27 protein-coding genes are annotated in these 21,196 nt (G+C 64.3%); 8 read left to right on the plus strand and 19 right to left on the minus strand.

What is annotated here, in order from left to right:
* Positions 1–165 precede the first annotated feature (165 nt).
* The 8 genes from AB0M14_RS37855 to AB0M14_RS37890 form a co-directional block, all read right to left on the minus strand.
* Positions 166–513, minus strand: coding sequence for a hypothetical protein (locus tag AB0M14_RS37855; protein ID WP_365005114.1), 348 nt, complete (start codon positions 511–513; stop codon positions 166–168).
* Between the two features lie 495 nt (positions 514–1,008).
* Entirely contained in the window at positions 1,009–1,548 is a 540-nt protein-coding gene (locus AB0M14_RS37860) for a tetratricopeptide repeat protein (RefSeq protein ID WP_365005116.1), read from the minus strand.
* 112 nt (positions 1,549–1,660) lie between these two features.
* A complete protein-coding gene (locus AB0M14_RS37865) occupies positions 1,661–1,834 on the minus strand; it encodes a hypothetical protein (protein WP_365005119.1) in 174 nt (57 codons plus the stop codon).
* A gap of 347 nt (positions 1,835–2,181) precedes the next feature.
* On the minus strand, positions 2,182–3,081 hold the full coding sequence (gene ligD, locus AB0M14_RS37870) for a non-homologous end-joining DNA ligase (protein WP_365005122.1): 900 nt from the start codon (positions 3,079–3,081) through the stop codon (positions 2,182–2,184).
* 1,463 nt (positions 3,082–4,544) lie between these two features.
* Complete coding sequence (locus AB0M14_RS37875) at positions 4,545–4,871, minus strand: hypothetical protein (protein ID WP_365005125.1); 327 nt, start codon at positions 4,869–4,871, stop codon at positions 4,545–4,547.
* Positions 4,872–5,481: 610 nt separating this feature from the next.
* On the minus strand, positions 5,482–6,303 hold the full coding sequence (locus tag AB0M14_RS37880) for a peptide transporter (protein ID WP_365005128.1): 822 nt from the start codon (positions 6,301–6,303) through the stop codon (positions 5,482–5,484).
* Between the two features lie 56 nt (positions 6,304–6,359).
* A complete protein-coding gene (locus AB0M14_RS37885) occupies positions 6,360–7,073 on the minus strand; it encodes a ParA family protein (RefSeq protein WP_365005130.1) in 714 nt (237 codons plus the stop codon).
* A 290-nt stretch (positions 7,074–7,363) separates the two neighbouring features.
* Positions 7,364–9,403, minus strand: a complete 2,040-nt coding sequence (locus tag AB0M14_RS37890) for a hypothetical protein (RefSeq protein WP_365005134.1) — start codon at positions 9,401–9,403, stop codon at positions 7,364–7,366.
* Between the two features lie 280 nt (positions 9,404–9,683).
* Here AB0M14_RS37890 and AB0M14_RS37895 point away from each other — a divergent pair, with 280 nt between their 5' ends.
* The 5 genes from AB0M14_RS37895 to AB0M14_RS37915 all read left to right on the plus strand — a co-directional run bounded on the left by AB0M14_RS37895 (position 9,684) and on the right by AB0M14_RS37915 (position 12,897).
* Positions 9,684–9,938: a hypothetical protein gene (locus AB0M14_RS37895; protein WP_365005137.1), complete on the plus strand. Its 255-nt coding sequence runs from the start codon at positions 9,684–9,686 to the stop codon at positions 9,936–9,938.
* A 319-nt stretch (positions 9,939–10,257) separates the two neighbouring features.
* Positions 10,258–10,488 carry a hypothetical protein gene (locus tag AB0M14_RS37900; RefSeq protein ID WP_365005140.1) on the plus strand — a complete coding sequence of 77 codons (231 nt, stop codon included), beginning with the start codon at positions 10,258–10,260 and terminating at the stop codon, positions 10,486–10,488.
* Between the two features lie 123 nt (positions 10,489–10,611).
* Entirely contained in the window at positions 10,612–11,055 is a 444-nt protein-coding gene (locus tag AB0M14_RS37905) for a hypothetical protein (protein ID WP_365005142.1), read from the plus strand.
* A gap of 201 nt (positions 11,056–11,256) precedes the next feature.
* The gene (locus AB0M14_RS37910) at positions 11,257–12,375 is read left to right on the plus strand and encodes a nuclease-related domain-containing protein (protein ID WP_365005208.1); all 1,119 of its coding nucleotides are present in this window, start codon (positions 11,257–11,259) and stop codon (positions 12,373–12,375) included.
* A gap of 33 nt (positions 12,376–12,408) precedes the next feature.
* Positions 12,409–12,897 (plus strand): hypothetical protein, encoded by a 489-nt coding sequence (locus AB0M14_RS37915; RefSeq protein ID WP_365005145.1) that lies wholly within the window; start codon positions 12,409–12,411, stop codon positions 12,895–12,897.
* A 141-nt stretch (positions 12,898–13,038) separates the two neighbouring features.
* Here AB0M14_RS37915 and AB0M14_RS37920 read toward each other — a convergent pair whose 3' ends face one another.
* Positions 13,039–13,365, minus strand: a complete 327-nt coding sequence (locus AB0M14_RS37920; RefSeq protein WP_365005148.1) for a hypothetical protein — start codon at positions 13,363–13,365, stop codon at positions 13,039–13,041.
* 46 nt (positions 13,366–13,411) lie between these two features.
* On the opposite strand from AB0M14_RS37920, the gene AB0M14_RS37925 reads away from it, so the two are divergent.
* Together AB0M14_RS37925 and AB0M14_RS37930 are read left to right on the plus strand one after the other, a co-directional pair.
* The gene (locus tag AB0M14_RS37925) at positions 13,412–13,738 is read left to right on the plus strand and encodes a hypothetical protein (protein WP_365005151.1); all 327 of its coding nucleotides are present in this window, start codon (positions 13,412–13,414) and stop codon (positions 13,736–13,738) included.
* A gap of 241 nt (positions 13,739–13,979) precedes the next feature.
* Positions 13,980–14,519: a hypothetical protein gene (locus AB0M14_RS37930; protein WP_365005153.1), complete on the plus strand. Its 540-nt coding sequence runs from the start codon at positions 13,980–13,982 to the stop codon at positions 14,517–14,519.
* Positions 14,520–14,553: 34 nt separating this feature from the next.
* Here AB0M14_RS37930 and AB0M14_RS37935 read toward each other — a convergent pair whose 3' ends face one another.
* The 10 genes from AB0M14_RS37935 to AB0M14_RS37980 form a co-directional block, all read right to left on the minus strand.
* Entirely contained in the window at positions 14,554–14,724 is a 171-nt protein-coding gene (locus AB0M14_RS37935; RefSeq protein WP_365005156.1) for a hypothetical protein, read from the minus strand.
* Positions 14,725–14,841: 117 nt separating this feature from the next.
* A complete protein-coding gene (locus tag AB0M14_RS37940; protein WP_365005159.1) occupies positions 14,842–14,988 on the minus strand; it encodes a hypothetical protein in 147 nt (48 codons plus the stop codon).
* A complete protein-coding gene (locus AB0M14_RS37945; RefSeq protein ID WP_365005162.1) occupies positions 14,988–15,593 on the minus strand; it encodes a hypothetical protein in 606 nt (201 codons plus the stop codon). The genes AB0M14_RS37940 and AB0M14_RS37945 overlap by 1 nt, the downstream gene beginning before the upstream one ends.
* Positions 15,590–15,859 carry a hypothetical protein gene (locus tag AB0M14_RS37950; protein WP_365005166.1) on the minus strand — a complete coding sequence of 90 codons (270 nt, stop codon included), beginning with the start codon at positions 15,857–15,859 and terminating at the stop codon, positions 15,590–15,592. Before AB0M14_RS37950 ends, AB0M14_RS37945 begins: the two co-directional genes overlap by 4 nt.
* Positions 15,860–16,621: 762 nt before the next feature.
* Positions 16,622–17,146 (minus strand): pentapeptide repeat-containing protein, encoded by a 525-nt coding sequence (locus tag AB0M14_RS37955; protein WP_365005168.1) that lies wholly within the window; start codon positions 17,144–17,146, stop codon positions 16,622–16,624.
* Positions 17,127–17,342, minus strand: a complete 216-nt coding sequence (locus AB0M14_RS37960; protein WP_365005171.1) for a hypothetical protein — start codon at positions 17,340–17,342, stop codon at positions 17,127–17,129. Before AB0M14_RS37960 ends, AB0M14_RS37955 begins: the two co-directional genes overlap by 20 nt.
* Before the next feature lie 167 nt (positions 17,343–17,509).
* Entirely contained in the window at positions 17,510–17,713 is a 204-nt protein-coding gene (locus AB0M14_RS37965) for a hypothetical protein (RefSeq protein WP_365005173.1), read from the minus strand.
* 172 nt (positions 17,714–17,885) lie between these two features.
* The gene (locus tag AB0M14_RS37970) at positions 17,886–18,686 is read right to left on the minus strand and encodes a sigma factor-like helix-turn-helix DNA-binding protein (RefSeq protein ID WP_365005176.1); all 801 of its coding nucleotides are present in this window, start codon (positions 18,684–18,686) and stop codon (positions 17,886–17,888) included.
* Positions 18,687–19,215: 529 nt separating this feature from the next.
* Positions 19,216–19,842, minus strand: coding sequence for a hypothetical protein (locus AB0M14_RS37975; protein WP_365005179.1), 627 nt, complete (start codon positions 19,840–19,842; stop codon positions 19,216–19,218).
* Entirely contained in the window at positions 19,839–20,609 is a 771-nt protein-coding gene (locus AB0M14_RS37980) for a hypothetical protein (RefSeq protein WP_365005182.1), read from the minus strand. The genes AB0M14_RS37975 and AB0M14_RS37980 overlap by 4 nt, the downstream gene beginning before the upstream one ends.
* A 348-nt stretch (positions 20,610–20,957) precedes the next feature.
* Between AB0M14_RS37980 and AB0M14_RS37985 the strand changes: the two genes are divergently transcribed.
* Positions 20,958–21,179 (plus strand): hypothetical protein, encoded by a 222-nt coding sequence (locus tag AB0M14_RS37985; protein ID WP_365005185.1) that lies wholly within the window; start codon positions 20,958–20,960, stop codon positions 21,177–21,179.
* Positions 21,180–21,196: the final 17 nt, after the last annotated feature.

The following is a 21,196-nucleotide window of genomic DNA, read 5'->3' on the forward strand; positions in this document are numbered from 1 at the left end:
GCCACGACGGCCACGTGCGGATACCAACCCTTATAGGCGACCGATGGATCGCTGTTCCCCACCCGAAATCGAAAAGATCGAATTCCCGATTTCTCCAGGTCATTCGGGAACGACGCGATCCGGACACCGGGCCGCCCGCTACGGCAGCTGCCACCCCGATCCGTTCTACACACCCCGGATCGGCCGATCACGTGGCATGTCCCCGGTACCGGCTTCTCGGCGATGTTCGCCGGCGGGGGCGTGTTCGTGGTGCGCGCCGACGCGGAGGCGGAAGCTTCCGACCCGGACGTCGATGGAGATCCACGACTTCAGTGCGTGCAGGGTATTCCAGCCCGTGCATACCGCGGCGGTAGCGAGCAGGGTCGGCGCGGCGGTGTGCGTGGCCTGCTGGACCGCCTCCAGAGGGACGAAATAGTCGGCGGTCATGTTCAGCACGGCCACTTCGGCGGGGAGGTGCCGGTACCGCGCGAGCTTTCGCCAGTCGACGATGATGAACCTGGTGGTGTTGCTCATGGTGTCCTTCTAGTCCTCAGGGGTGCAACGGAAGCCAGTGCGAAAACACCCTGAAGGATCGGTTCTCCACCACCGGGTCTCGAGGAACGAGCCACCAACCAGCCAGACCGCGGAACGCCCAACAGCGCGGGTACCCCGGCCGTGCCCCGGCGCAGCCGTACACGACCGGTTCTCAACGCTTTGAACTGCGTAAACAGACGTTCCTGTGCCGCCCGCTCGATGCGAGATATGCGCCCCAACTCGTCCATCAAGACATTTGGTAGGTCGCTCGGCAGGGCGACGCCGGACTTGTCGAGAACGCCGATGCGGTGAGCGCCCTGCCCCCGCTAAGCTGGCCAGGCCGCGCTGGCCGACCATTCCCTATTCGTCGAGGAAGCGGTCGGCCAGTTCGACTGGGGCGCGGGTTCGAATAGCCTCGTGCTCCTCGTCGGTGAGGTCGATCGCGAGCTGCATCGCGATCAGGATCTCCTCGAGGGTCTGGACTTTGGGCGGCCGCTAATCCTCGTTCTGGGGCTTCGTCGCGTTGCGCTGGGCGATGACCAACAGCCCTCGCTGATAGATGAGGTCGCCGCGGGCACGCAAGGTGTCCTCATGGTCGCCACCATGCAGGCAAGTGCGTACGTCGAGCAGCTTCTGGAAATCGGCGGCCGCCTCCTCGTGCTCGCCGGCCGATCCACGCGCGCTTGCCAGCATCTCCAAACTTCGCAACGTGTCAGGGTGGTCGGTCCCGAGTGCGCGGACGCGCCCGTCGTAGACCTGCAGGTAATCGACAATCGCCGCGGTGTAATCACCCAGCATGGCGCGGGCGGTACCCAGGTTGGAAAGAGCGATCAGCGTTTCCTCGTGATCGGGGCCGAGAGTCCGTGCGCGGACAGTATGCAACTGCTCGTAGCCGACGATCGCTCCGGCGAAATCGCCACAGTCGTACTGGAATTCGGTCAGCCGTCGCAGGCTGAGCAGAGTGTCGCGGTGATCTGCACCGAGTACGCGGGTTTGGTCGGCAATCAGCTGCTCGTAGTCGGAAACGATGCTCACCGATTCACGGTACGGTCCGAAAGGCGTTGTGCTCAGCGCTTTTCAGGCCTCTGGGGCCGGAACTGGAAGCGAAAGCGATCCCCCTTGCCTCAGCGGTTGGTTGTTCTGAGGGCTACGGCCGCTCGACCACGACCAGCCTGGCCACACCCATGTTGAACGGGTAACAGCCCGGAACGTTCTTCTCCACCGATTCGACGAGCGCATGGCCGGCGCCGTCGAGTTCGAGGACCTCGAAGATCGATATCCCGCTCGGCCCCAGCCGCACTCGGTCACCTACGTTCACCACTGGCAAATCCTCTCTCTGGCAACCGCCCAGTTTGTGCGATTATCGTACACATGTTCGAAGAATGGCGGCCTGTGTACCAGGTTGAAGGTCGCGTCGTCCAGGACGCCGGACGGCTCTATCGAATCCGTAGCGGAGCCTGGGTAGAACCGGCGCCGGTGGCGTGTCCACGCGGGCATCGGCTCGGTCCGGGTCGAGCCCTTGTCGGCTCGCGGGCATGCCAGGCGATCGGCGGCTCGCATCGCCTGCACACCTGTACTGCATGTGGCTACGTCATTCACACGCCGCCGAAGTCCGCCAACTGCAATCACTGAACCTCGGCGATGTTCGCCTGAACGGATCGCTGCCGATCAGCCGATGACTCCGAAGCCGTTCAGTTCGCCAGATCCGGCAGGTTGATCTGCCAGGGGGGTGTCCGGGCGCAAGCCGCGCCAGCTGGGATGCCGCAACCGGTTCTCGCTGGTCCATTCTGTGAAGGCGACTTCTCCGACCAACTCCGGCACCACCCACACCACCCCCGGCCCGGCGCGAGCGTGACCCAGGACCGGGCTGATGCGGTGCAGGGGCCGTAACCGGGTGTACAGCGAAGCCAGTGCCGCAGCACTGAATCCCGTGCCGACGTGGCCGGCGTAGACCAGATTCCCGTGAGGGTCGGGCACGGCCACGGCCAGCGACCCGATCCGCCCCGCCCTCACACCTGTGCCCGGGCTCCAGCCCGCGATGACGACTTCCTGATGGCGGACGTTCTTGAGCTTGGTCCAGTCCGGGCTGCGCTGTTCGGGCAGATAGCGGCAGTCCAGGTGTTTGCAGACAAGTCCCTCGACCCCCAGGCGGGCGGACTCGGCCAGTAGATCGGCGCCGCGACCACGTAGCCGCGGCGATATCCGCCAATGCGGTCCCTGCAATCCGATCTGCTCAAGCAGTTCGCGGCGCTGCCTGTAGGGCAGACCGATCAGCGAGCGGTTTCCGATGTGGAGTAAATCGAAGATGACGTAGGTCGCCGGCGCGGCCGCGGCCAGAGCCGCCACGGCGGCGTGATTGCGCTGGTGGATGCGAGGCTGCAGCGCTGAGAACGAGGGCACGCCGTTGTGCCCGAAGACCACGATCTCGCCGTCGACGACGATGCCGGGATGTACCGGGGCCAGCCCGGCGAGCTCGGGCCACGCGCGCGTGATGTCGTTGGCGTTGCGTGACAGCAACCGCAACTCATCGGCTACGTAGCCGATGGCGCGGATGCTGTCGAACTTCACCTCGTAGCTTCAGGTGGCAATTGTCGGCGAGTCACCGTCTGCGAGCGTGGCGACGACCTCGATGAACTGTTCGACGCGGATTCTGTCGCCGCGGGCCATGGGTTTGGCGCGCAGTGCGGGCCCTCAGCGGGATCGCTCGATGTGTGTCTCTCCGAAGGGGATCGGACACGGCCAGACTCGGGACTAGTGAGCGGACATCGACTGGGAGGACGGGCCTGAGCGACAGTGCTGGCCGCTCCTTGCAGTTGAGCGTGGTGTTCGGCGACCCAGTGATGTGTGCGTTGATGTGGTGAGAGGGCGGGTCGATGCGATTGGACCGACGTTGCAGGTCGCTGGACCAGGACGACAGTTGCGTCGGTTGCTGTCCGCGCTTTGGCGCCGGGGGCGGGGCCAGCGTGTGGAAGGTGCCGTAATCGCGGATTCCGACGTCGCACCGTTCGAACAGGCTGTCGGGGACGGGGAGGGCAGGGGCGGAAACATGATCGGCCAGTTGCCGTCGCGATCGGTGGCTATCAGTCAGCTGCAGCCAGGGCAGAGTCCCTGTTCGCCGACGCTTCCAAGCGAGGAAAACGTCCAGTTCGCGGACCCTGACTTCTAAGCCTGCGGACAGCAACCTTTGCGATCCGTCGCTCAAATCAAATTCCCGCAGCCGGCGCATGGTCCTTGTTCGCTGACGGTTCGAAATGGCTGAAGGGTACAGGTCGTGGATGGTGACTTCCGAGCGATCGGACAGGTAGCTTAGGTCGGATACTCTGACTCCAAACAGCTCTAGCCGCCTCGAACGCAGACTGTGCAGGTTGCGTAGCGCTGTGGCGAATTGGGTGATGGCGGCGCGGTAGGGATTACTGATAGGCACTGGCAACTGTCGGACTGCCAGGTAGTTTCTCCCGCGGCTGTAGTTTGTGCTGCGAGGATCGAACTCTCGTCTACGGGAAGTAACTGCACGATCAGGAGCAGTTGCCATTCCAGCACGGCGTTGGCGATAGCTGCGCTGCTTGCAGGCGTTGCTGCAGTACAGCCGTGGTCGGCCTTGGCTGGTTCCGATCGGACTTTCCTGTTGGGGCACTTCGCATTCGCAGGCGATGCAGCGGGGTTGTCCCCGGAGGTCTACCTCGCCGTGTTGGGAGCAGACAATGCGCGGCAGCTGCAGAGCAGTGAGGCGGCGCTGTAGCTGGGCGTGATCGAAGTCGGTTTCAGGCGCAATCGGGGTCGCCGTAGCTTCGAGTCCAAGTATTTCCCGTAGCCCCAGGCGGATAGCCCGGCGGACGTCGTCGACGACGTCGCGGCGTTCGGCTGCGATCTGCTGGATGGGGGTGCCGGTCAGATACCGGGCCGTGGCGGCTTGGCGGAGGCTGGAGTGTCTGCCGATGTCGTCGAGCCTGCGCTGCATATCGGCATCCAGTTGCGCCAACGCCACCAGTTCGGTGACATGGTCGCCGACTGGATCCCGGTCGGAGAATCGCCTATGCACCGTCGTCGCCGTTCTCGCTTGTGCTGGACTGGATCTCGGAAGGTTCGGTTGAGCCGCCTACATTCTCGCCACCCTCGGAAGCGGTTGGCTCGCCGTCTCTGTTGCTGCCTGGGGTTTGCTCGTGGACATCGGTTGCGTTTGCGTCGGTCACGGCGGGGCGTGGATGGATCCCGAACGCCTCCGCAAACGATCTGAAGACGAGAGGGATGTCTTTTCGATCAGCGCGGAGCAGCGCGATGACGGTGGTGACGCTCACGGCGCCGAAAAACAGGGCCAGCGGCCACAACCCCCCGTTCACCAGGGCTTTGATGATGTCCACGCAACACTCCTTTGATACGAGAAAGGCCCCCGGCGAATGCCAAGGGCCTGGAAGTTAGTCAACTGGGGGCATAAAAAAAGCCCCGGCGATGAAGCCGGAGCTGGTCGGGCACAAGGGTGCCGCTGGGGAGAACGGTAGCACCCGCCGAACCCAAGCTCAATACTAATTAAAACAGCAGGTCAGAGCTGGTATCGGTGGCGTCCGAGGAGATCCTGACTTTCGTAACACCCTGGTGGGTGGCCCCTGAACCGAGCCCGACTGGACCAGATCATCGAGTTGTGGCCAATGCGCCACTCGCTCTTCGGCGGGGGTGCCGACGATCCCGCCCATCGCGGCGGCTATGAAGCAGTCATCGGCTACGCCGCCCAGCAGTCGGTGATCTTGGGGTTTCGCATGGAGGTCACGCCCTCACCCGCTGCTGCGGAGTTCGTGTCCCAGTCGGGCGAGTAGCCGAGGCACCCTTTACGGCCGTAAAGGGTGTCGGGTTCGAACCGGGCAAGCTCGGTGCCTCCCGTACGCAGATGCGCGTCGGTCGAGCCGCACACCCTTTACGGCCGTAAAGGGTGTGCGAAAACGACCCGACACAGCGACCCTTTACGGTCGTAAAGGGTCAGCCTTGTGGTGTGCTCAAGTGCTCGTTGAGCTTCGCGACGAGCTGCTCGAGCTTGCCGCGGTCCATCTCCGACAGGGCGGCAGCGAGAGACTCTGGCTGGGCGTTCCATTTCTTGATTGTTCTGGCCATGGCCGGTATCCCCACGGGCTGCTTGGGCGGCTTCGGTGCCGGTGGTGTTTCGCCCTTGATCTTGGCGAGCTGCTTGGCGACCTCGATTTCCTGCCAGAGTCGCACCTGGTCCTCGGTGGGGATGATCGCCAGTTCTCGTGCCCGCTCGATCGCCAGCTCCCCTGCCCGCACCTTCTCCTGCAGATCGGGATCGAGCTTCAGCAGGCTGAGGCGTTGGGAGACGAAGCCTTCGCTGCGGCCGATGGACCGGGCGGCTTTCGCCTGTGAGCCGAGTTCTTCGGCCTGGGCTTTGAGCGCTTCGGCTTCCTCGATGATGTCGAGGTTCTGGCGGTCGATGTTCTCCCGCAACGCCCACGCGCGCAGGGTCGCGCGGTCCTTCGCCATCTCGTCGTCGACGACGATGTCGATCTTCTCAACGCCGAACTTCTCGCAGGCGAAGTGGCGCCGGTTGCCGAGGATCGCGACGACCTTCGCGTCCCCGATCTGTTCCTCATCCCCCGGGTAGAGCCGTAGGTACGCCTCTCGGGATACGCCGCGGGCGGGCTGGAGTTGCTTCTCGGTGATGGACTCCAGATCGGAGACATCGGGGTTCGGCCGGCGCGGATTGCGAGGGTTGCGCGCAACGTCGGCGACAGCGACCGCGAGCGGGTCCGTGCCGGGCGCCGGGGTGGTGTTGGCGGGGTCGACCACCGAGTTCGAGCCGGTGTCGCCGACGAGGCTGGACAGGTCGGTCCTTCCGCGTGCCATCAGCGGACCCCCACGTTCAGCTCGATGGCCAGCTTGGCGAAGTCGCTGCGGCTTTCCATTCCGGCGCGGTTGCGCGGGTAGGTGGTGACGACCGCGCCCTCGGCCGCGGCTCGGGAATGCAGCTTCCAGCGCCGCAGGACGGTCTTCGCCAGGGGCCAGCCCTGCTTCTGTACGAATAACCTCGTCTGCTCGAGATCGACCTCACCGTCGCGCGGATCCCAGTTGTTGATGACCACGACGAAATCCAGTCCGCGGGGTTCGAGCAGCTTCTCGATCGTGCGGGCGGTGGGATCGAAGCACAGCGATTCCGGCATCATCGGGACGATCACCGTGGTCGACACGTCGAGAACCGCGTGCAGGGCCTTGGCGAAGGGCAGCCCGGCGATCGGGTCGTCGGCGCTGCCGTCGTGGCCCATCCAGCCCGGGGTGTCTACCCAGAAGCTTTTCTCTGTCGGGGATTTCGGCAGTTTGCGCAGCAGGTCCACCTGGTCGTGGCGGGCCTGGACGATGCCGAACGGGAGATCGGGGACGCGATTGCCCCACCAGAGGACCGAGCCCTGGGGGTCGATGCTGACCAGCGAGGTCTGCGAGTCTGCGGTGGGGTCTCCGCCGGTATGTACATCGGCGGTGGTGGCGGCCAGGTTCATCGAGATCGTCGACTTCCCGACCCCGCCCTTCTGGCTCAGCACAGTCCGGACTACGGCATCAGCCATGTATTCCTCCGTACGCTTCACCCACCCACGGTGGGCTACTTCGGATTTGGTGTTGATCTGTCGCCGTAGCGGCGACCGCTTGGGAGCCTACGTGAACTCGCGGAGACTGCGCGTTTGCTTGACTCGGCGCGGCGGGAACCGACTGCATCACACCGCCGACCCTTTACAGCCGTAAAGGGTCGCCTCGGTCCGGGTGCGCCGCCTCCAGGTTGCCGTCACGGTGACAAATTCCCGGAAGGGGGTTGGGCAGGCCAGAAGCGGAGTTTTGGACCGCTGCTCCGCGTTCAGCTTCAGGTCTTTCCCAATGTCGGCGGATTCGGCGCATCGCTGTCCGGCTCTATCGAAACCCGCGAGGGGTGGTTGTAGGAGGCGATGGCGGCCGCCGCGCGGTCACTACCGTCCATGCGCAACCTTTTCTCAAACCTGGCCCAAACTCCGGTCGAGTCCATCTGCGCCTGCCGATCGAGGACGGTCTTGCTGAGCCAGATAGGCATCGGCAGTTCATCGCCAGGGAGCGCATAACCCGGATCGAAGCTGGCTGTGATCACGTCGCAGACCGGAGGAGCCAATGTGGGCAGGCCTTCTAATAAAAGGCTAAACAGCGTAAACGGGTCGCGGGTTTGGAGAAGGACTGCTCGTACGAAGGCAACACCGGATTCGCGGTCGCTCACGAGTGCGTGGAGCAGTCCCTCGATCCGCAGATGGCGGATGAGCAGCATCACCCGCACCACCGCCATCCCAAATCCGCTTCGTTTCAGGGCCAGGTTTTGCACCAGGGCTGTAACCGGAGAATTCGGGGGCTTACCGAGCACTGCGGCACGCATCCGCGAGGTGGCATCGACATCGATCAGCGCGTTGGCGATGCCGCGCAGCGGCGGGAAGTCTTCGATCGGACCCGCTTGATCAGGATCTCTGCTCATCCAGTCGATCACGGCCCGTTCGATCAGCACGCCCGCCGACTCGTCTTTCGAGTCCGCCACGAGGTGGGACCAGAACGCGGCCGTGTTGGGAAGGCACTCGACGAAATGGCCCACGCTGAAATCGGCGTTGGGGGGCAGGCTGGCCACGCCGCGGGCGACATTTGTGAGAACGCGGTCGGTGAGAGCGTAGAGCAAAGCCCTCAGCTCCGAATATGTTGTCAGCCCGTCGATTTCATCGGATAGCCGGGCGTCCGTGCAGATACCCGACACGATCTGCAGTGCAGTCTCGCGCTTCAGATGCTCGAACACCTCCGACGCGGTCTCGCTCAAGCTGAGGTGCATGTACACCTTCGGTAGATCGAACAGTGCCGTCACACAGTGGTCCAAGGACTGGAGGTCTCCGACACCATGAAGAGCGTGCAAGAGTCGGGCCATCACCCGAGCGTCATCGAGGGTGCCGTTGCCGGCTATTCCGTGGATCATGTTGCGAAAAGCTCTGCTGCACGTTGGCCTGGCTCTAGTGTTCCGTTCGCGACGTCGGGCCGCGATTCTGACGGCCGTATCCAGTTTCTGGGCCGCGTGGATGTCCTGCTCGACTTTGATGCGGATCTCCCGCACGACACGACCGACTCCCCGTTCCTGCTTCAGCAGCGAGGCAATCCGTTGGCCGGCCCCGACATCAGGATCGCGATCAGACAGCATCTGCTCGTGCTCGACGGCGATGGCCTTCTCTGCCGCCGCCATGCCGTCGCAGACCTCGGAGATCTCGGCCGCAGCCCGCTTGTCCAGCCCGGTGATCACCCGATGAATCGCTAGCGCCCGGGAGTAATCGGTCTCGGCGAGCGTGTCCAGCAGCAGCGCGACAGCGAACAGGTCGACTTCGCTGAGGTCGATCAGCACCTTTGCCAGCGCCATATCGTCGCCGTGGAACCGGCTGTCGAGCTCGGCGATGGCCTCGGTTTCCATTGCACCGCGCAGCATCTCGAGCAGCCACTTGCTGGCACTCCGCCGATTGACCACCGCGGTCGTGTCGTCGGGCAGCGCTGAAGTGATCACCTTGGCTGGAGCCGGTGAAACACGGGCGGCCGATGATCCATAGACCGCGTCATGCAGCGGTTTCAGTTCGGCATGCAGTTCGGCGTAGGGAATCTGCAGCTGATCGGCGGCGGCCTGCACGATCGCCGTGTACAGGAACGGGGGCGGACCCGAAACCCGGCGGAGTTGCTCGTAGAACTGCTGGGAGGTCAAGGGTCGCTGTAATCCGTTAGCGACTCGAATGCAGGTCAGGCCAGCGCGCTTCAACAGCAGTTTCAGCTCAATGACCAGTGCTTTGACATCGTCAGGCATCTGCGCAGGCAATTTGGCCGGGTCCGTGACCAGCGGCCGCCCTCCTCGTTTCTGGTCCGACACCCGTGTCCTTTTCAGCCCACCCTTGCCCGACAAGACCTTTCAGTGTCACCGAAAACTGGGGATCGCGTCCAGAAAACTCGGTATCGCGGCCCGAAAACCCCGAATTATCGGGAGATGTGCAGCTCAGATGGTTATCGGGATTGACCGAAAACTGGTGCGCAACATTGAATTTCTGGGCGATGTGACCAACCCGGCCCCGCGCCGGAACGGATCGGCAACCAGGTTTCGAAGGTCAGGCCGCCGATCCGCCCGGGATACGCCCACTCGAAAGCGAGCACTTGTGATCGTCCCCTCTCGACCCACCGATCCGGAAGACCTCAACCCGATCGAGATCTCGAATTCCCCAGCAGAGCCCGAACTTCCAGGGCACCACCACGGCGGATCGCGGCACCTGCTGGACGTCCTGGTGCTGCTCGCGATCATCGCCAGCATGCTCGTCCTGGTGGTCGTCGCCGAGGCAGGACCGCAGATCCTCGGCGCCGCAAGCGCATTCATCATCGCGATCTTCGGACTCTGGCTCAAATACCGCCGATAACTCAAAGTAGTGGTGGGGTGTCTACGGTGTTCGATGTCGGGACTCACGCAGTGGGATGCAGTCGAGCACCGTCCCCCGGTGGGGACCGGCCGATGGCGTCGGCCGATCCCCCACCACCACATTCCGCGCCGGGCGCGCTGTCCACGCGGTCAGCCTGGGCCAGTGAGTGGGCGATGAGGTCGCGCCGGAGTTGTTGTGTCATACCGGAGTCGCCTGTCTGTCACAGTGACGAAAACGCGGTGCCCTCCGGTCCGCGGGGGGTGGAGATGCGAAATCAGACTCCTAGACTGATGACAGTTCGGAAGCCTATGATGCTTTCATGGCCTCCGACCTGCTGACCTGGACCCTGAAGATGACCCCGTCGAAAGCGGACGAGTGGGACGAGCTGGTCAAGCGGGCGGCCGGCGCGGCCGGTCGGCGCACCGGCCGCTCGAATGGGGCGGTCACCCGTCGCGACATGGTCGAGACACTCGTCGAGCTCGCGCAGGAAGATCCAGCCGTGTTCGACAAGCTGGTCGAAAAATTCAAGCCGAAGAAGGACGAAGAATAATCGTCCACGAAAGCCCGGAGCTACACGCTCCGGGCTTTTTCTTTTCTTCTCCCAAGTACGGACTGCTGCAAGTCTGAAAGGCTAGACTGTTAGCAGATTTGGACGTCGACACAGGAGAAGGCCATGACGAAACTCAGCACCCCCATCCCCCGCCGGATTCCCCTGGCCTTCGCCGCGCGAGCCACACGCGTTCTGGTCCACCACGCCGGCGACGCTATCGCCTTTCTCCTCCGCACCCCGTTCCTGCTGTTCGCGCTGGCCGCCGTCGCGATCGTGCTACAGGCTTCGGCGCTGCTGACCTACGACCGCGAACCCTCGGTGCCGGCATCGCCCACCGCCAGCGCTTCCGCGCCCCAGACCGACGGCTGCTGGATGTTCTGCGCACCCGCCGATCCCACTCCCGTCGATGCCGAGAACTCCACGGCCACGCACCCGGCCTCCACCTCCCCCACGGCGCTGGCCACCGCGGATGCCACAACCGCACGCTGCTGGATGTTCTGCACCGCCCCCGACCCGCAACCCATCCTCCTCGCCGCCGGCGCCACCAACTGGCACATGGATCTATAGGGGCCCGCACCCGGCGGCGCGACTCGCCGAGTGCGGGTTCGGTAGAGCTGACACCACGAGCGGACCCGAACATCATCAGTTCGACTCGGCCAGAGGTGTTGCGCCACAACAAGATCGATTGCAGAACGCTGTCGGTCGGCGGCTATACCATTTCGACATCGCCTGAGACGGCGAGCACACAAACAGGGAGGGGTGACCCACATGCTGGTCATCAACGGCGACCGCACCAACATTCCAGGAACCGAACGCCGCGTCATCGGCTGGCTACGCAACCACGACGCACCAGGCCTCGTGATCTCGGGATGCCAGATCGAAGACCGCCGCAGCCAGCGCACCTACGAGGCCGACCTGGTCGTTCTCACCCCCGAAACCTGCGCGGTCGTCGAGGTCAAAGGCATGCTCACCGAGGACAGCGGAACGATGAAATGCCCCGCCAACGGCAGATGGAGCATGCCCGGCGTGCCCGGCGACCCCGTGCACGTCCGCACCGGCGACACCTCACCCCTGGACCAGGTCACCGGCCGCATGTACGACCTCAAACACCTCGTCGAAGAGGCCGGCGGGCAGGGCTTGTTCGTCGCAGGGCTGGTGCTGGTGCTCCCGGCTCGCGGCGCCGAGGTCACCCTGGACAAGGGGCCGATGCCGACCGGACGCGACGTACTGGTTGGGCCCGCGGGGATGATGGGCTGGCTACGCGGCACCGCACGCCGCAAGGAAAGCCCCTGGACCGCCGAGGTGGTCCTCGCCGTGCTGCAGCGCCTCGGCGTCACAGCGGTCACCCACGCGCAGCTGCTCGCACACGGCTTTCCGAGCCACACCCCCACCGCGCCACCAACCTCCGGCCGCGACGTCATCGACCCATTCGCCCCCGACTACTCGTTCGCGCGCCGCCCGCCCACCTCATTCCCCAGACCCGAGCCCATCAGCATGCCGACACCACCCGCCCAGAAACCTGAACCGATCGACAACCCTGATCTCGGCCGCACGGACTCCTACAAGCCGGGCGAATACGCCGTGCCATTTCCCCAACTGCTGGCCGAAACCTCCAGCCGCCGTTCCCGGGCCCGCTCTGCGGCAATCGCTGCCGTGGTTTTCGCCATGATCGCCGGTGGCATCTGGGCTGTCACCGACATCAAGGATTCCGAAGCGAGCGACTCCCCGACCCCCGCCACGACCTCGCTCACCGAGCAGCCGACCACATCAGCCGAACAGGCGCCGCCACCGGAAACCGAACCAGTCGTCGTCGAAGCGCCCCCAGCCGCGCCCGCGCCCGCGCCCGTGCCCTCGCGCGGCTGCTTCCCCTTCCAACCGAATTGCTGACCAGATCACCCCCCATTAGAAGGAGATCCGCTGATGCTTCGCCGCAAACAGGTCGACATCAAAGAACCGCAGCGCAGGCCGTCCGCAGCCGCCTGGATGAAGCTGTACACCCGCCGCCGCTGGACCATCCGCGCGATGATGGCGTGCGCGGTGGCCAGCACGGTCGGCATCGGGGTGTGCATCCATCTGGCTGCACCGGACGATGACGAGTTCCGCAGCGGCAACAGCACTGCAGCGGCGGTCATAGCAATCAGTGGCGTGCTGCTCGCGATCTGCATCTTCGGCGTCGACACCCTGATCGAGCACCTCCCCCTCTCACGACTGCTCCAGCTCGCCGGAATCGAAGCCGCCGTCCTTGGCGTCGCCGCACTAGGCCTACTCGGGGCCTGGTCACGCGGGGCCGCGACCACCGAAGAGATCGTGGCGGGCGCAGCATTCTTCGCAATCGCGCTCTGCATCGTCGTCACCTCGTGGGAACTGAGTCGCGTCTACCGCGCAGCGATGAAGCTCGTAGAGCCCTGAGCTCCGTGCACGAAGCGTGGTACTTCCGTGGCCCGGGTCGTGATCGCGTGGCGCTTCCAGCAGGGTTCCGTTACGCCGCATTGCAGTTCGGAGTGGCTTGCCCCACGGACAACACCACGCGGACACTTTCAAGGTCAGAGCTCAGCCGTAGGGATAGCGTTGTTTGCGATCTCCGCGGGAGCGCACGCGCCAGCCATCTTCGAATGGGACGAGATAGCCGCATTCGACCAGCAGCGCAACGGCGTCGGCCAGTTGCTCGACAGTGATCCGACCCCGGCCCGCGATAGCTGGCCTGTAGTAGTCCACGACGCGGCTCTGCTGGGTCAGCAGATACGACAGCATCCCGATGGCGGTCCAGCTGAGGCGACGGTCACGGACCACGATCACCCGCACACTCAGCAACGACAGCGTGGCGGGCCGATCGTAGGCCTTGAAAATCCGCAAATGCGTTGCCGTATCTGGGCCCATGGCCGGAAGGGTACGACCCGGCACCGACAACCTGTACGGTCGCCGCATGAGCGGCGACAAGGTCCAGGCCCTGGCCTTCATCAACGACGTTCCCGGCAGCACCGTCATCGAGGCGCTGTTCGCTCACGGGCTATTCGTTCCGATCGACGCTCCTGCTTGCGCCGCCGAGCTGGACGTGCCGGCCGCGGCCACTGACGACAACCAAGCCCGGCACTTCATCTGCGACCGCGCCGCTGGCCATCATGAGGCGGACGGCACGATCCACCGGCAAGTGACCGACCGCGATGTGGGCAGCGCCGTCGAGTGGGCCGACGACACCGCTGCGCAGATCGCCGCGGCGCTGGCTCAGCAGCCCGAAGATTCACCACCCTGAGCCTGAAGTTCCACGGCACGGCCCCATCCACCGAGGCGGGCCCACTCCGCTCGATTCGGCCGACTGCACTGCGCGGCTTCCGGTTTCGCGCACAGAAATACATCTCCTGAGACCTCACAGCCGACACCCGAGGTGCTACGCCGCGCGCTGTAAGTCGGCCGTGGCGTCAGGCCGCATCGGGTCGCGTTGCACGCCAACGGTTTCGCCGATCTTCTGCACGGATGCCGATACCCTGATCTGCATGGGCCTGGGGGATGTCGATGCGCTCGAGATCGCGCGCGAGCAGCTGACGGCCGCGGTGCAACAAGCCGACAGCACCACGGACTTATCCATGGAGGCGCGGATCCAGTTGGGGCTGCTCGCCGCGCACGTGGCCCTTGCCGAACGGCTCCCGATCGCCGAGTCCGTTCATGTGCGAGCGGCAGAAGGACCAGACATGGTCTGGGATGCCGAGTTGATCACGCGGATCCTCGAGAAAGTAGGGCCATCAAGTATCTGGCTGGTACAGATCCTGGTCGACCACGGTGGATGGGCCACCGTCGAGCAGATCAAGGAGATCACCGGCCACAAATCCCTCGCGAGCATGCGGACACCACTGGTGCGGGCCGCTGGCCGCGTGACCAACCGCCTGCCTGCACCGCGTCTGGTAGAGGAACGTCGGGCACCGGATCCACGCAAGTCGAAGATCGTGGGCTACCGCATGCGGGAGGACCTGCTGCCGCTGGCCGCAGAAGCTTTGGCGCACTTGGACGCCCGCAGCTACGAGGGCCCATCTCGATAGTGGCAGCCTGGCTACCCGCTTCAGGAGCGTTCGGTCAGCTGGGTGGGAGCGGCATTCGCATGTGCACTCCCACGTCGAGCACCTCGAAGAGCCAGCGCAGCGCGCGGTGCCGGCCTGCCTCATCGAGGGGCGCAAGTGCTCTGTAAGCCGAGCGCATGGCTTCCAGCTCCACGGTTGCAACGTCGAAGTTCTCGCTATCGGTCATGGCGGATTCTCCTGCCTGATGTGGGACAGGGTTGAGGGTCGCATGCCGATGTCGCAGTTATGTCGCATCAGGATGGTCGATGACGGGCATGCTGATCTCCACTTCGCGGGTGTGGAGTCAGCTTCGAGGCGCCGGACGTTCTCCGATCCGCGGCAATACCGGACCGTGGGCGTTGAACCAGATCTCGCCCTCGCCGTCAGGCATATAGACCGGGAACCACACCCGGAATCTCAGCAACTCGACACCGAAGGTGCTGTCAGGCATCACTTTCCTCCTCGCGTCAAGCTCAGCCTGTCATCTAGTACACCGCACGACAGCGGTTCAGCGGCTGCGCGATCGTCACCAGAACTGCGGCGTCGCCGATACGCGGCCTGCTTGCAGGCTTTGTCGCAGTATCGCCGCGGCCGTCCCGGTCCGGTATCGATGGGGTGCCGGTCGACCTTGCAGGGGCAGCCTGCGCACCTGTCGCGCTCGGATTTCTCCTGGTCGCACCACTTTTCGTGGCGCTCACACCACACTCGTTGCGGTGTGGAGATGCCGCCCTGGCGGTGTAGTTGCGCCAGTGTCCGGGTGAAGTCGTCATGGAGGTACTCCCGCAGCCCGTCGGCTTCGAAAGCGTTCTCGAGATCGGTCAGCGCTTTGGCGAAGCTCCGCCGGATGCTCTTCTCGGTCATAGCGTTGCTCATGGCGATCGCCGAGAACGGCTTTCCTTCCATGACCTGGCGGACGATAAGGGCATCGACAATGGGCAGTCGGGCGAGGGCCACCTCGAAGAAAGCGGTGAATCGCTCTCCATCGACGCGGTCGGACGCACTGTTCATGACCGGATCGCGATCGGCATAGGCCCGGCCGTGGCGCCGACGGCTCATTCGTCCTCCTCCCGCAAATCCTGCCCGCCCTCATCGTGCTCGCAGGCGGCATCGAGTGGGGCGGGCAGGGTGCCGAGTTCGCAGTCGCGGGAGGGATCTGGGGTATGGCGGTGGATTCCAAACGCGTCCGCGAACGATGCGAACACTTTGGGTACATCGTTGACCTCGGCCCGGCACAAGGCAACAAGGGTCACCACGACGACACCGCCGACGAGCAAGACCAGTGGCCACACGCCGGCCGACAGCATCGACGAAATCTGGGTCATCAACGGCGGCTCTCCTTTTGGGCACAAAAAAGCCCCCAGCGTGCGCTGGGGGCTCGGATGAATAGAGGTGGGAAACAAGAAAACCCAGCCGCAGGGCTGGGTGGTTGCGGACACAAGTGTTGCGTCTGATTGCGAGCGTAACACTGAAACGCCTGACCCGCCCTTATTCCTCTGATCTGCAGGATTACCGCAGATCAGAGGGGCTATTTCAGTGACACTATCCGCCTCGCGGATACCTGGGAAGTCCGATAAGTTACTCGCCAGTATCGCCATAACCGCAGGTCGGCGACTGTAGCGAGCACATCACGGCCGCCGGACAGCCGGATTAATTTCGTAACGGGGCGGGTGACAGGGAGCGAGCTGGTGGCCGGTCTCGAACGGCCGGTCTCGAAACTGCTGGCCGAGCACAATGAACCGACAAGGGAGTGCCGGTGAGCAGCTCGAACGAGGCCACCCCGTTCACGCCAACCCCGCGCGGCCTCGATACAGCCTAGGCCGCATTCGTCCAGGGGCGCCGTCGAGGGCGACTGCGGCGGTGAGTCGAGGGTCTCGGTCATGGCCTGGGCTGTACGAGAAGGGCCCGACAGGACTTGTTGCACATCAATCGTTTTCGACACGTTTGTTGAACAGTGTCCCGGTGTGGTCGACCTGGCGTTCGCCGCCGGCCGGGTCGGTGGCCGACAACCGAACGATTTCCGATACTCGCGCGGGGAGCGCCTACGAAGTCGCACCAGTGTCGAAGTTGGTTCGGAGGACAGCTTGTCAGGACATCGACGCGGCGGGCGGCCAATTCTGTGGTTCGACATTGCCAGGCTTACCGGTGCCATCGTGGGCCCAATCGAACGCTGGCAGCGGTGGCCCCCACTGCTGCGGCGCGGTGAACTTGATCTGGCCAGTCCCGAAGTTGGTGCCTGAGAAGGTGGTCGTGCCCGCGAACGTCACCCTGGCGAATGTTGCTGGGCCGCTGAACTCGGCCCGATAGAACGTGGCGAGGGAGTTGAAGGTCACGTCGGAAAAATCGGCAGTGCCGCGGAACTTTGTCTCGCTGAACCCAGCTGTGCCGCTGCTGAACGCCGCCTTAGCGAAGACGGCCCCCTCGTTGAACGTCGACCTGGTGAACTTGGCGCCGTTACTGAACTTCGCCTCGCCACACGCCGCTTCGACCGCCTCGATGACCAGCTCGGCGTTCAGATCGAGTACCCGCCGACCATTCGGGCCGTCGGCAAGGAGCTGGTCGATCTCGACCGCTGTCACATCGTCAAGATATTCACGGATCGTTGGCAACATGCTGATCAGTCTCGATGGGCATGTTGTGCTGGTCCTTACGACGCGCTGAGCGATGTCCTGATCGGCACGGATCATGCTGGGGTGGCGCCAGATCCGCGCGCCCGCCCAGCAGCGTGGTGAACCCGGTCAGGAGCGGGTCGAGGGCGACCTCGATCGAGAACAGGTCCAGCGGTGCATCCGGGGCGTCCACGCTCACCTCCGGCCTCCCTCGCGATCTCTGGTCCGGCCAGCATCGCAGCAGGTACCGACATGTTCGAGCCGTGCCCGAGCTATTAGCGGCGACGTGCAGCGACCGCGTCGCCGCTAATAGCTTGCTCGGATGGTGGGGTGTGGCTACCGCCCGGAGCCACACCCTGTCGGCGGTCACGGGAGCAGGATGAAGGCGGTGTACATGGCCGCGCACAGCGAGCAGGTTGCGCCGAACGCCACGAAGGCGTGCTGAAGCGACTTCGGCCAGGACGCGCCTTCGTGGCGGGCGATCGCGGTGCCGATCGCGGCGCCGGCCAGCCCGAGCAGGATCACGCTCAGCAGGATCACGAGCTTGGTGGCCATGGTGGAGGTGTTCATGATGTTCCGTTCGGTTGAGTGACCGAGCAGAAACCAGCGTGAATTGCGTTGTGCCGGGTCCTGTTCGGAAGTGGGTAGAACAGGACGCTACGGGTACGAAAATTCGATGTTGCAATCGAAAAATAGCAGGCAGCAACGGTTTTCGATGAGCGGTGCGGCCGCTGGCGGCGGCTTAGTCAAGGTCGTCGAACTCGCCGAAGAAGTCGAACTCATCGAAGGCGTTGAGCTCGTCGGGCTCCTCGGGTTCGGCGGGCTGGGCTGGTTCGGGTTCGTCGTGGGCGTCGTGGCGAACCCAGTCGCCCAGGGCGGTGTCGTCGGGAATGACGATCAAGCCCACGAGGTGCTGATGGGCGAGCTTCTTGCGCAATCTCTTGAGCTGCGAGCGGATCGTGGCCGGCGGTACCCCGATACGCCGGGAGGCCGCGGCCATGGTCGTGCCCTCGGCGACCTGCAGCAGCAGCGCCGCGCGCAGATCGTGCGGAGCCTTGAGAAGCACCCGGCGTGCGAGCCGGACATCTTCGACCCGATCGAACCGATCGGCGGCCTGGCGAGGATCGAGGCACTCGTCCTCACGCAGGTACTCGAGAGGAATCTCCCTGTCCTGGGCGCGCTTTCCGCGCAGGCGCTCGCTGTGTTTGCCGACCGTGCCACCGAGCCGGTTGCGGCAGGCTCCGATGAAGAAAGACGATATCGAGGCCCCGCGGGTGGCGTCGTAGCCGCCGCGATCGAGTTGGCGCAGGAACGGCATCAGCGCCTCACAGAAGGTCTCGACCGCGATTTCCTCGCGCAGCTCGTAATCGGTCCGGGCGCACTCGAGCACCAACGGGTCTTTGCTCCCGAACCGGATCATGGCGCTGGCGGTCCCGCCCTTGAGCCAGTTGGTGATCGCTCCGACAGCGGGGTTGTAGAGCTCGGCAGCGAGAGCTTGACCTGCGGAACTCAGCGTTCCATCAGCGTGAAGGTATTTTGGCATCAACATCCTCGATCGCGCGTTCAGTCGCTCGGTGAGAGCTACCGTTTATCGGTCATACGGCCGTTTCGCGCTGTGCGTTGCACCGACCTTCGGATGCCTCCCGCAAGGGATGATTTGGTCGCTTGACCGGCTCGATGGGTCTGGTCCTGAACTCCGGCCGCGGAGGCCCCCGCTCTCGGCAGATCCTTAACCGTGCAACGAGGCTATGCCGGATCTCGCTGCCGGAACTATCAGTCTTACTGGTAGTTCCGCCTCTCCCGGCTGGGTCGCCCGGGTGGGCGATGGACACTGCCGATGACGTTATGCGCCTCGGAGGAGCGGCGGAACGTAGCATTTTGTAACACTCGACCGGGTGCTCTGCTCATGAGTCGAAAGCTACGCCGGATCCCGCGGTTTGAAGTTCAAAAAAAGTTCAATCTTCGGCCCGCAGCCAGCCCCACCCCGCCGGGGGCAGCCCGGTCGGCGAATGCCACCAATCCCGGCGGGCGTGGCCGCCCAACCACGTCATCCTCGGCCGAGCGCGCTCGACTCAGCCGAGCCACTGATCAAGTCGTTCTTTGCGGTGGTTACTGGCATGTTCAGCTGTGGGTGACTCGTCCTGCATTCGCTGAATCACGCGCTTGGAGAGCCGGATGACCGCTTGCTCGCTGAGCATGCCCAGCTGGTCAGCGAGCTCCGCCGCGCGGGCCTGAGCCGTTTGGTCGTGCACCGACTCGATGTCGCTGAGAATTTCGTCCAGTTCCATTCCCGCCCGCGCCTGTTCCCGGGTCAGTCGGCGTTCAGGCAGCCACGTCAGCCGCCAGCAGCCCGCACTCGCGTCACGGTAGGCCGACTCGGGGGTGACATCGCTGGTCATGAGCCAGCCGGTCTCCTGCACCGATCCGGAATCACCGGAAAGCTCCGCCCGCATCACACCTGTGCGGCCAAGGCCGGCCGAGGCGACCGTCGGGGGCGAGGTCGAGATTCGTTCGAGCGAATCTGTCGTGCCACGTTCCAGGTCGTCGGACCTGGCAACGACTCTCCTGCTACGGACGATCGTGGTGAGTGCACGCAGGTCGCGGGCCTCCTCGGTGCCCAACGAGGAGCGTTCGATCATCGCCGCGACCGCTTCGAGCTTCCTGGCGATCGCGCTGTTGTGCTCGTTGTGGTTGCTCATCGCGTCTCCCTACCCAGCCGGGCGATCCACATGTGCTGCTTCCTCAGCCACGACCAGCGATCCTCGACCGCACGTCCGGATTTCTCACCGAACATCTGCGCGATTTCGTTGTTCGTCATCTGGGACGCCTTCCCCCAGACAATGTTTCGATCTCGCGGTGCCAAGGTGTCCATCAACTCCGTCACCACCGCGTCGTCGACCACCCGTTGCGCGAAGTCCTCGCAGTACCGACCTTGGATGGGGCGTGCGAGCTCCTCTTGGATCGCGGCCAGATCGCTCAGGCGCCGGCGCTCTTCCACACCGCGGTACTTCTTGAACTCCTCAGCGAATGCGTAGACGCACCCGTTGACGAAGTAGGTCGTCAAGCTCGCCGCACCCGTTCGAGACCATGACTGGTTCTTGCGGGAGCGCTGCTTGAACCGGTGCAAAGCCACCGCCACCGCCGTATCAGCCATCCCATCGCGCAGCTCGCCGTCAGTAGCGAACCGGCGGATCTCCTGCTCGGAGGGCCTCAACGGAATCTTCGACCGCACCACCGTGAAGATGTGCCCAGAACTCATCCACGCCAACAACACAGGTATCGCGTAGCGGCACATCTCCTGAGCGAACAACTCCCACACCGGACCCTCGAACCCGGCATCCCACAGCATGTCGAACAGCTCGGCATCGGCATCCAACCGCGCATTGCGTTCGACCTCGATCAGCGCAGGCTCGCTCTCGGCGGCCGGCCAAGGATCATCATCTGATTCGCAAGCCATCCAACCCACCCCTCGAGATGTTGCACATGCTCGCTCCCTGCCCTCGGCGTCGACGATCCCGCTCGTCCGGATAACTCCCCTTATAGGCGAGGACCACTGCCAGTGCCCGGACAGAATCGTCAACCGCCCTACACTCCGGGTGATTTCACGGCGAACCCCCTACAACATCGGCACCAAGCCATCCAGCGGACCGATGCCAGGAGCGCCGATGACCCCCACCCCCTGCCTCGACCAGCCAGATCGAGGCCACCGGGCCCAACTCGCAAAGTTGGTGCGAGTCCAGCCCTCTGGTTCTGCGCAGGTTCTCTGGGCTCGCACAGCATCCGCGCACACCGCGAACCGATCGGAGACCCCGCAATGGATCCTCTAGCCCTGTCCGCCGAGGCCTCACCGCTGCTCGTCAAGAGCTTGCTGGTCCTGGTCTTCGCGCTGATCAGCGTCATCGTCGCCCTCATCGCCGCAGCGCTGGCCAGACACAACACCGGCCGATGGTCCACCGCGGTCATGCACGCCAGCGGCGCTTTCGCCGCCTCGTTCAGCATGCTGCTGATCGGGCTGAACACCTTGTGGCAGAACTGATCTCACCGGTGTCCTTG

It is taken from the genome of Nocardia sp. NPDC051832 (genome assembly GCF_040681285.1).
Lineage (GTDB): Bacteria > Actinomycetota > Actinomycetes > Mycobacteriales > Mycobacteriaceae > Nocardia.

What these genes read in the sequence shown, in the direction of transcription:
- AB0M14_RS37855 (WP_365005114.1), bottom strand. Translation starts at nt 513, where the DNA reads ATGAGCAACACCACCAGGTTCATCATCGTCGACTGGCGAAAGCTCGCG.
- AB0M14_RS37885 (WP_365005130.1), bottom strand. Translation starts at nt 7,073, where the DNA reads ATGGCTGATGCCGTAGTCCGGACTGTGCTGAGCCAGAAGGGCGGGGTC.
- AB0M14_RS37900 (WP_365005140.1), top strand. Translation starts at nt 10,258, where the DNA reads ATGGCCTCCGACCTGCTGACCTGGACCCTGAAGATGACCCCGTCGAAA.
- AB0M14_RS37905 (WP_365005142.1), top strand. Translation starts at nt 10,612, where the DNA reads ATGACGAAACTCAGCACCCCCATCCCCCGCCGGATTCCCCTGGCCTTC.
- AB0M14_RS37910 (WP_365005208.1), top strand. Translation starts at nt 11,257, where the DNA reads ATGCTGGTCATCAACGGCGACCGCACCAACATTCCAGGAACCGAACGC.
- AB0M14_RS37915 (WP_365005145.1), top strand. Translation starts at nt 12,409, where the DNA reads ATGCTTCGCCGCAAACAGGTCGACATCAAAGAACCGCAGCGCAGGCCG.
- AB0M14_RS37920 (WP_365005148.1), bottom strand. Translation starts at nt 13,365, where the DNA reads ATGGGCCCAGATACGGCAACGCATTTGCGGATTTTCAAGGCCTACGAT.
- AB0M14_RS37925 (WP_365005151.1), top strand. Translation starts at nt 13,412, where the DNA reads ATGAGCGGCGACAAGGTCCAGGCCCTGGCCTTCATCAACGACGTTCCC.
- AB0M14_RS37930 (WP_365005153.1), top strand. Translation starts at nt 13,980, where the DNA reads ATGGGCCTGGGGGATGTCGATGCGCTCGAGATCGCGCGCGAGCAGCTG.
- AB0M14_RS37935 (WP_365005156.1), bottom strand. Translation starts at nt 14,724, where the DNA reads ATGACCGATAGCGAGAACTTCGACGTTGCAACCGTGGAGCTGGAAGCC.
- AB0M14_RS37940 (WP_365005159.1), bottom strand. Translation starts at nt 14,988, where the DNA reads ATGCCTGACAGCACCTTCGGTGTCGAGTTGCTGAGATTCCGGGTGTGG.
- AB0M14_RS37945 (WP_365005162.1), bottom strand. Translation starts at nt 15,593, where the DNA reads ATGAGCCGTCGGCGCCACGGCCGGGCCTATGCCGATCGCGATCCGGTC.
- AB0M14_RS37950 (WP_365005166.1), bottom strand. Translation starts at nt 15,859, where the DNA reads ATGACCCAGATTTCGTCGATGCTGTCGGCCGGCGTGTGGCCACTGGTC.
- AB0M14_RS37955 (WP_365005168.1), bottom strand. Translation starts at nt 17,146, where the DNA reads ATGTTGCCAACGATCCGTGAATATCTTGACGATGTGACAGCGGTCGAG.
- AB0M14_RS37965 (WP_365005173.1), bottom strand. Translation starts at nt 17,713, where the DNA reads ATGAACACCTCCACCATGGCCACCAAGCTCGTGATCCTGCTGAGCGTG.
- AB0M14_RS37970 (WP_365005176.1), bottom strand. Translation starts at nt 18,686, where the DNA reads ATGCCAAAATACCTTCACGCTGATGGAACGCTGAGTTCCGCAGGTCAA.
- AB0M14_RS37975 (WP_365005179.1), bottom strand. Translation starts at nt 19,842, where the DNA reads ATGAGCAACCACAACGAGCACAACAGCGCGATCGCCAGGAAGCTCGAA.
- AB0M14_RS37985 (WP_365005185.1), top strand. Translation starts at nt 20,958, where the DNA reads ATGGATCCTCTAGCCCTGTCCGCCGAGGCCTCACCGCTGCTCGTCAAG.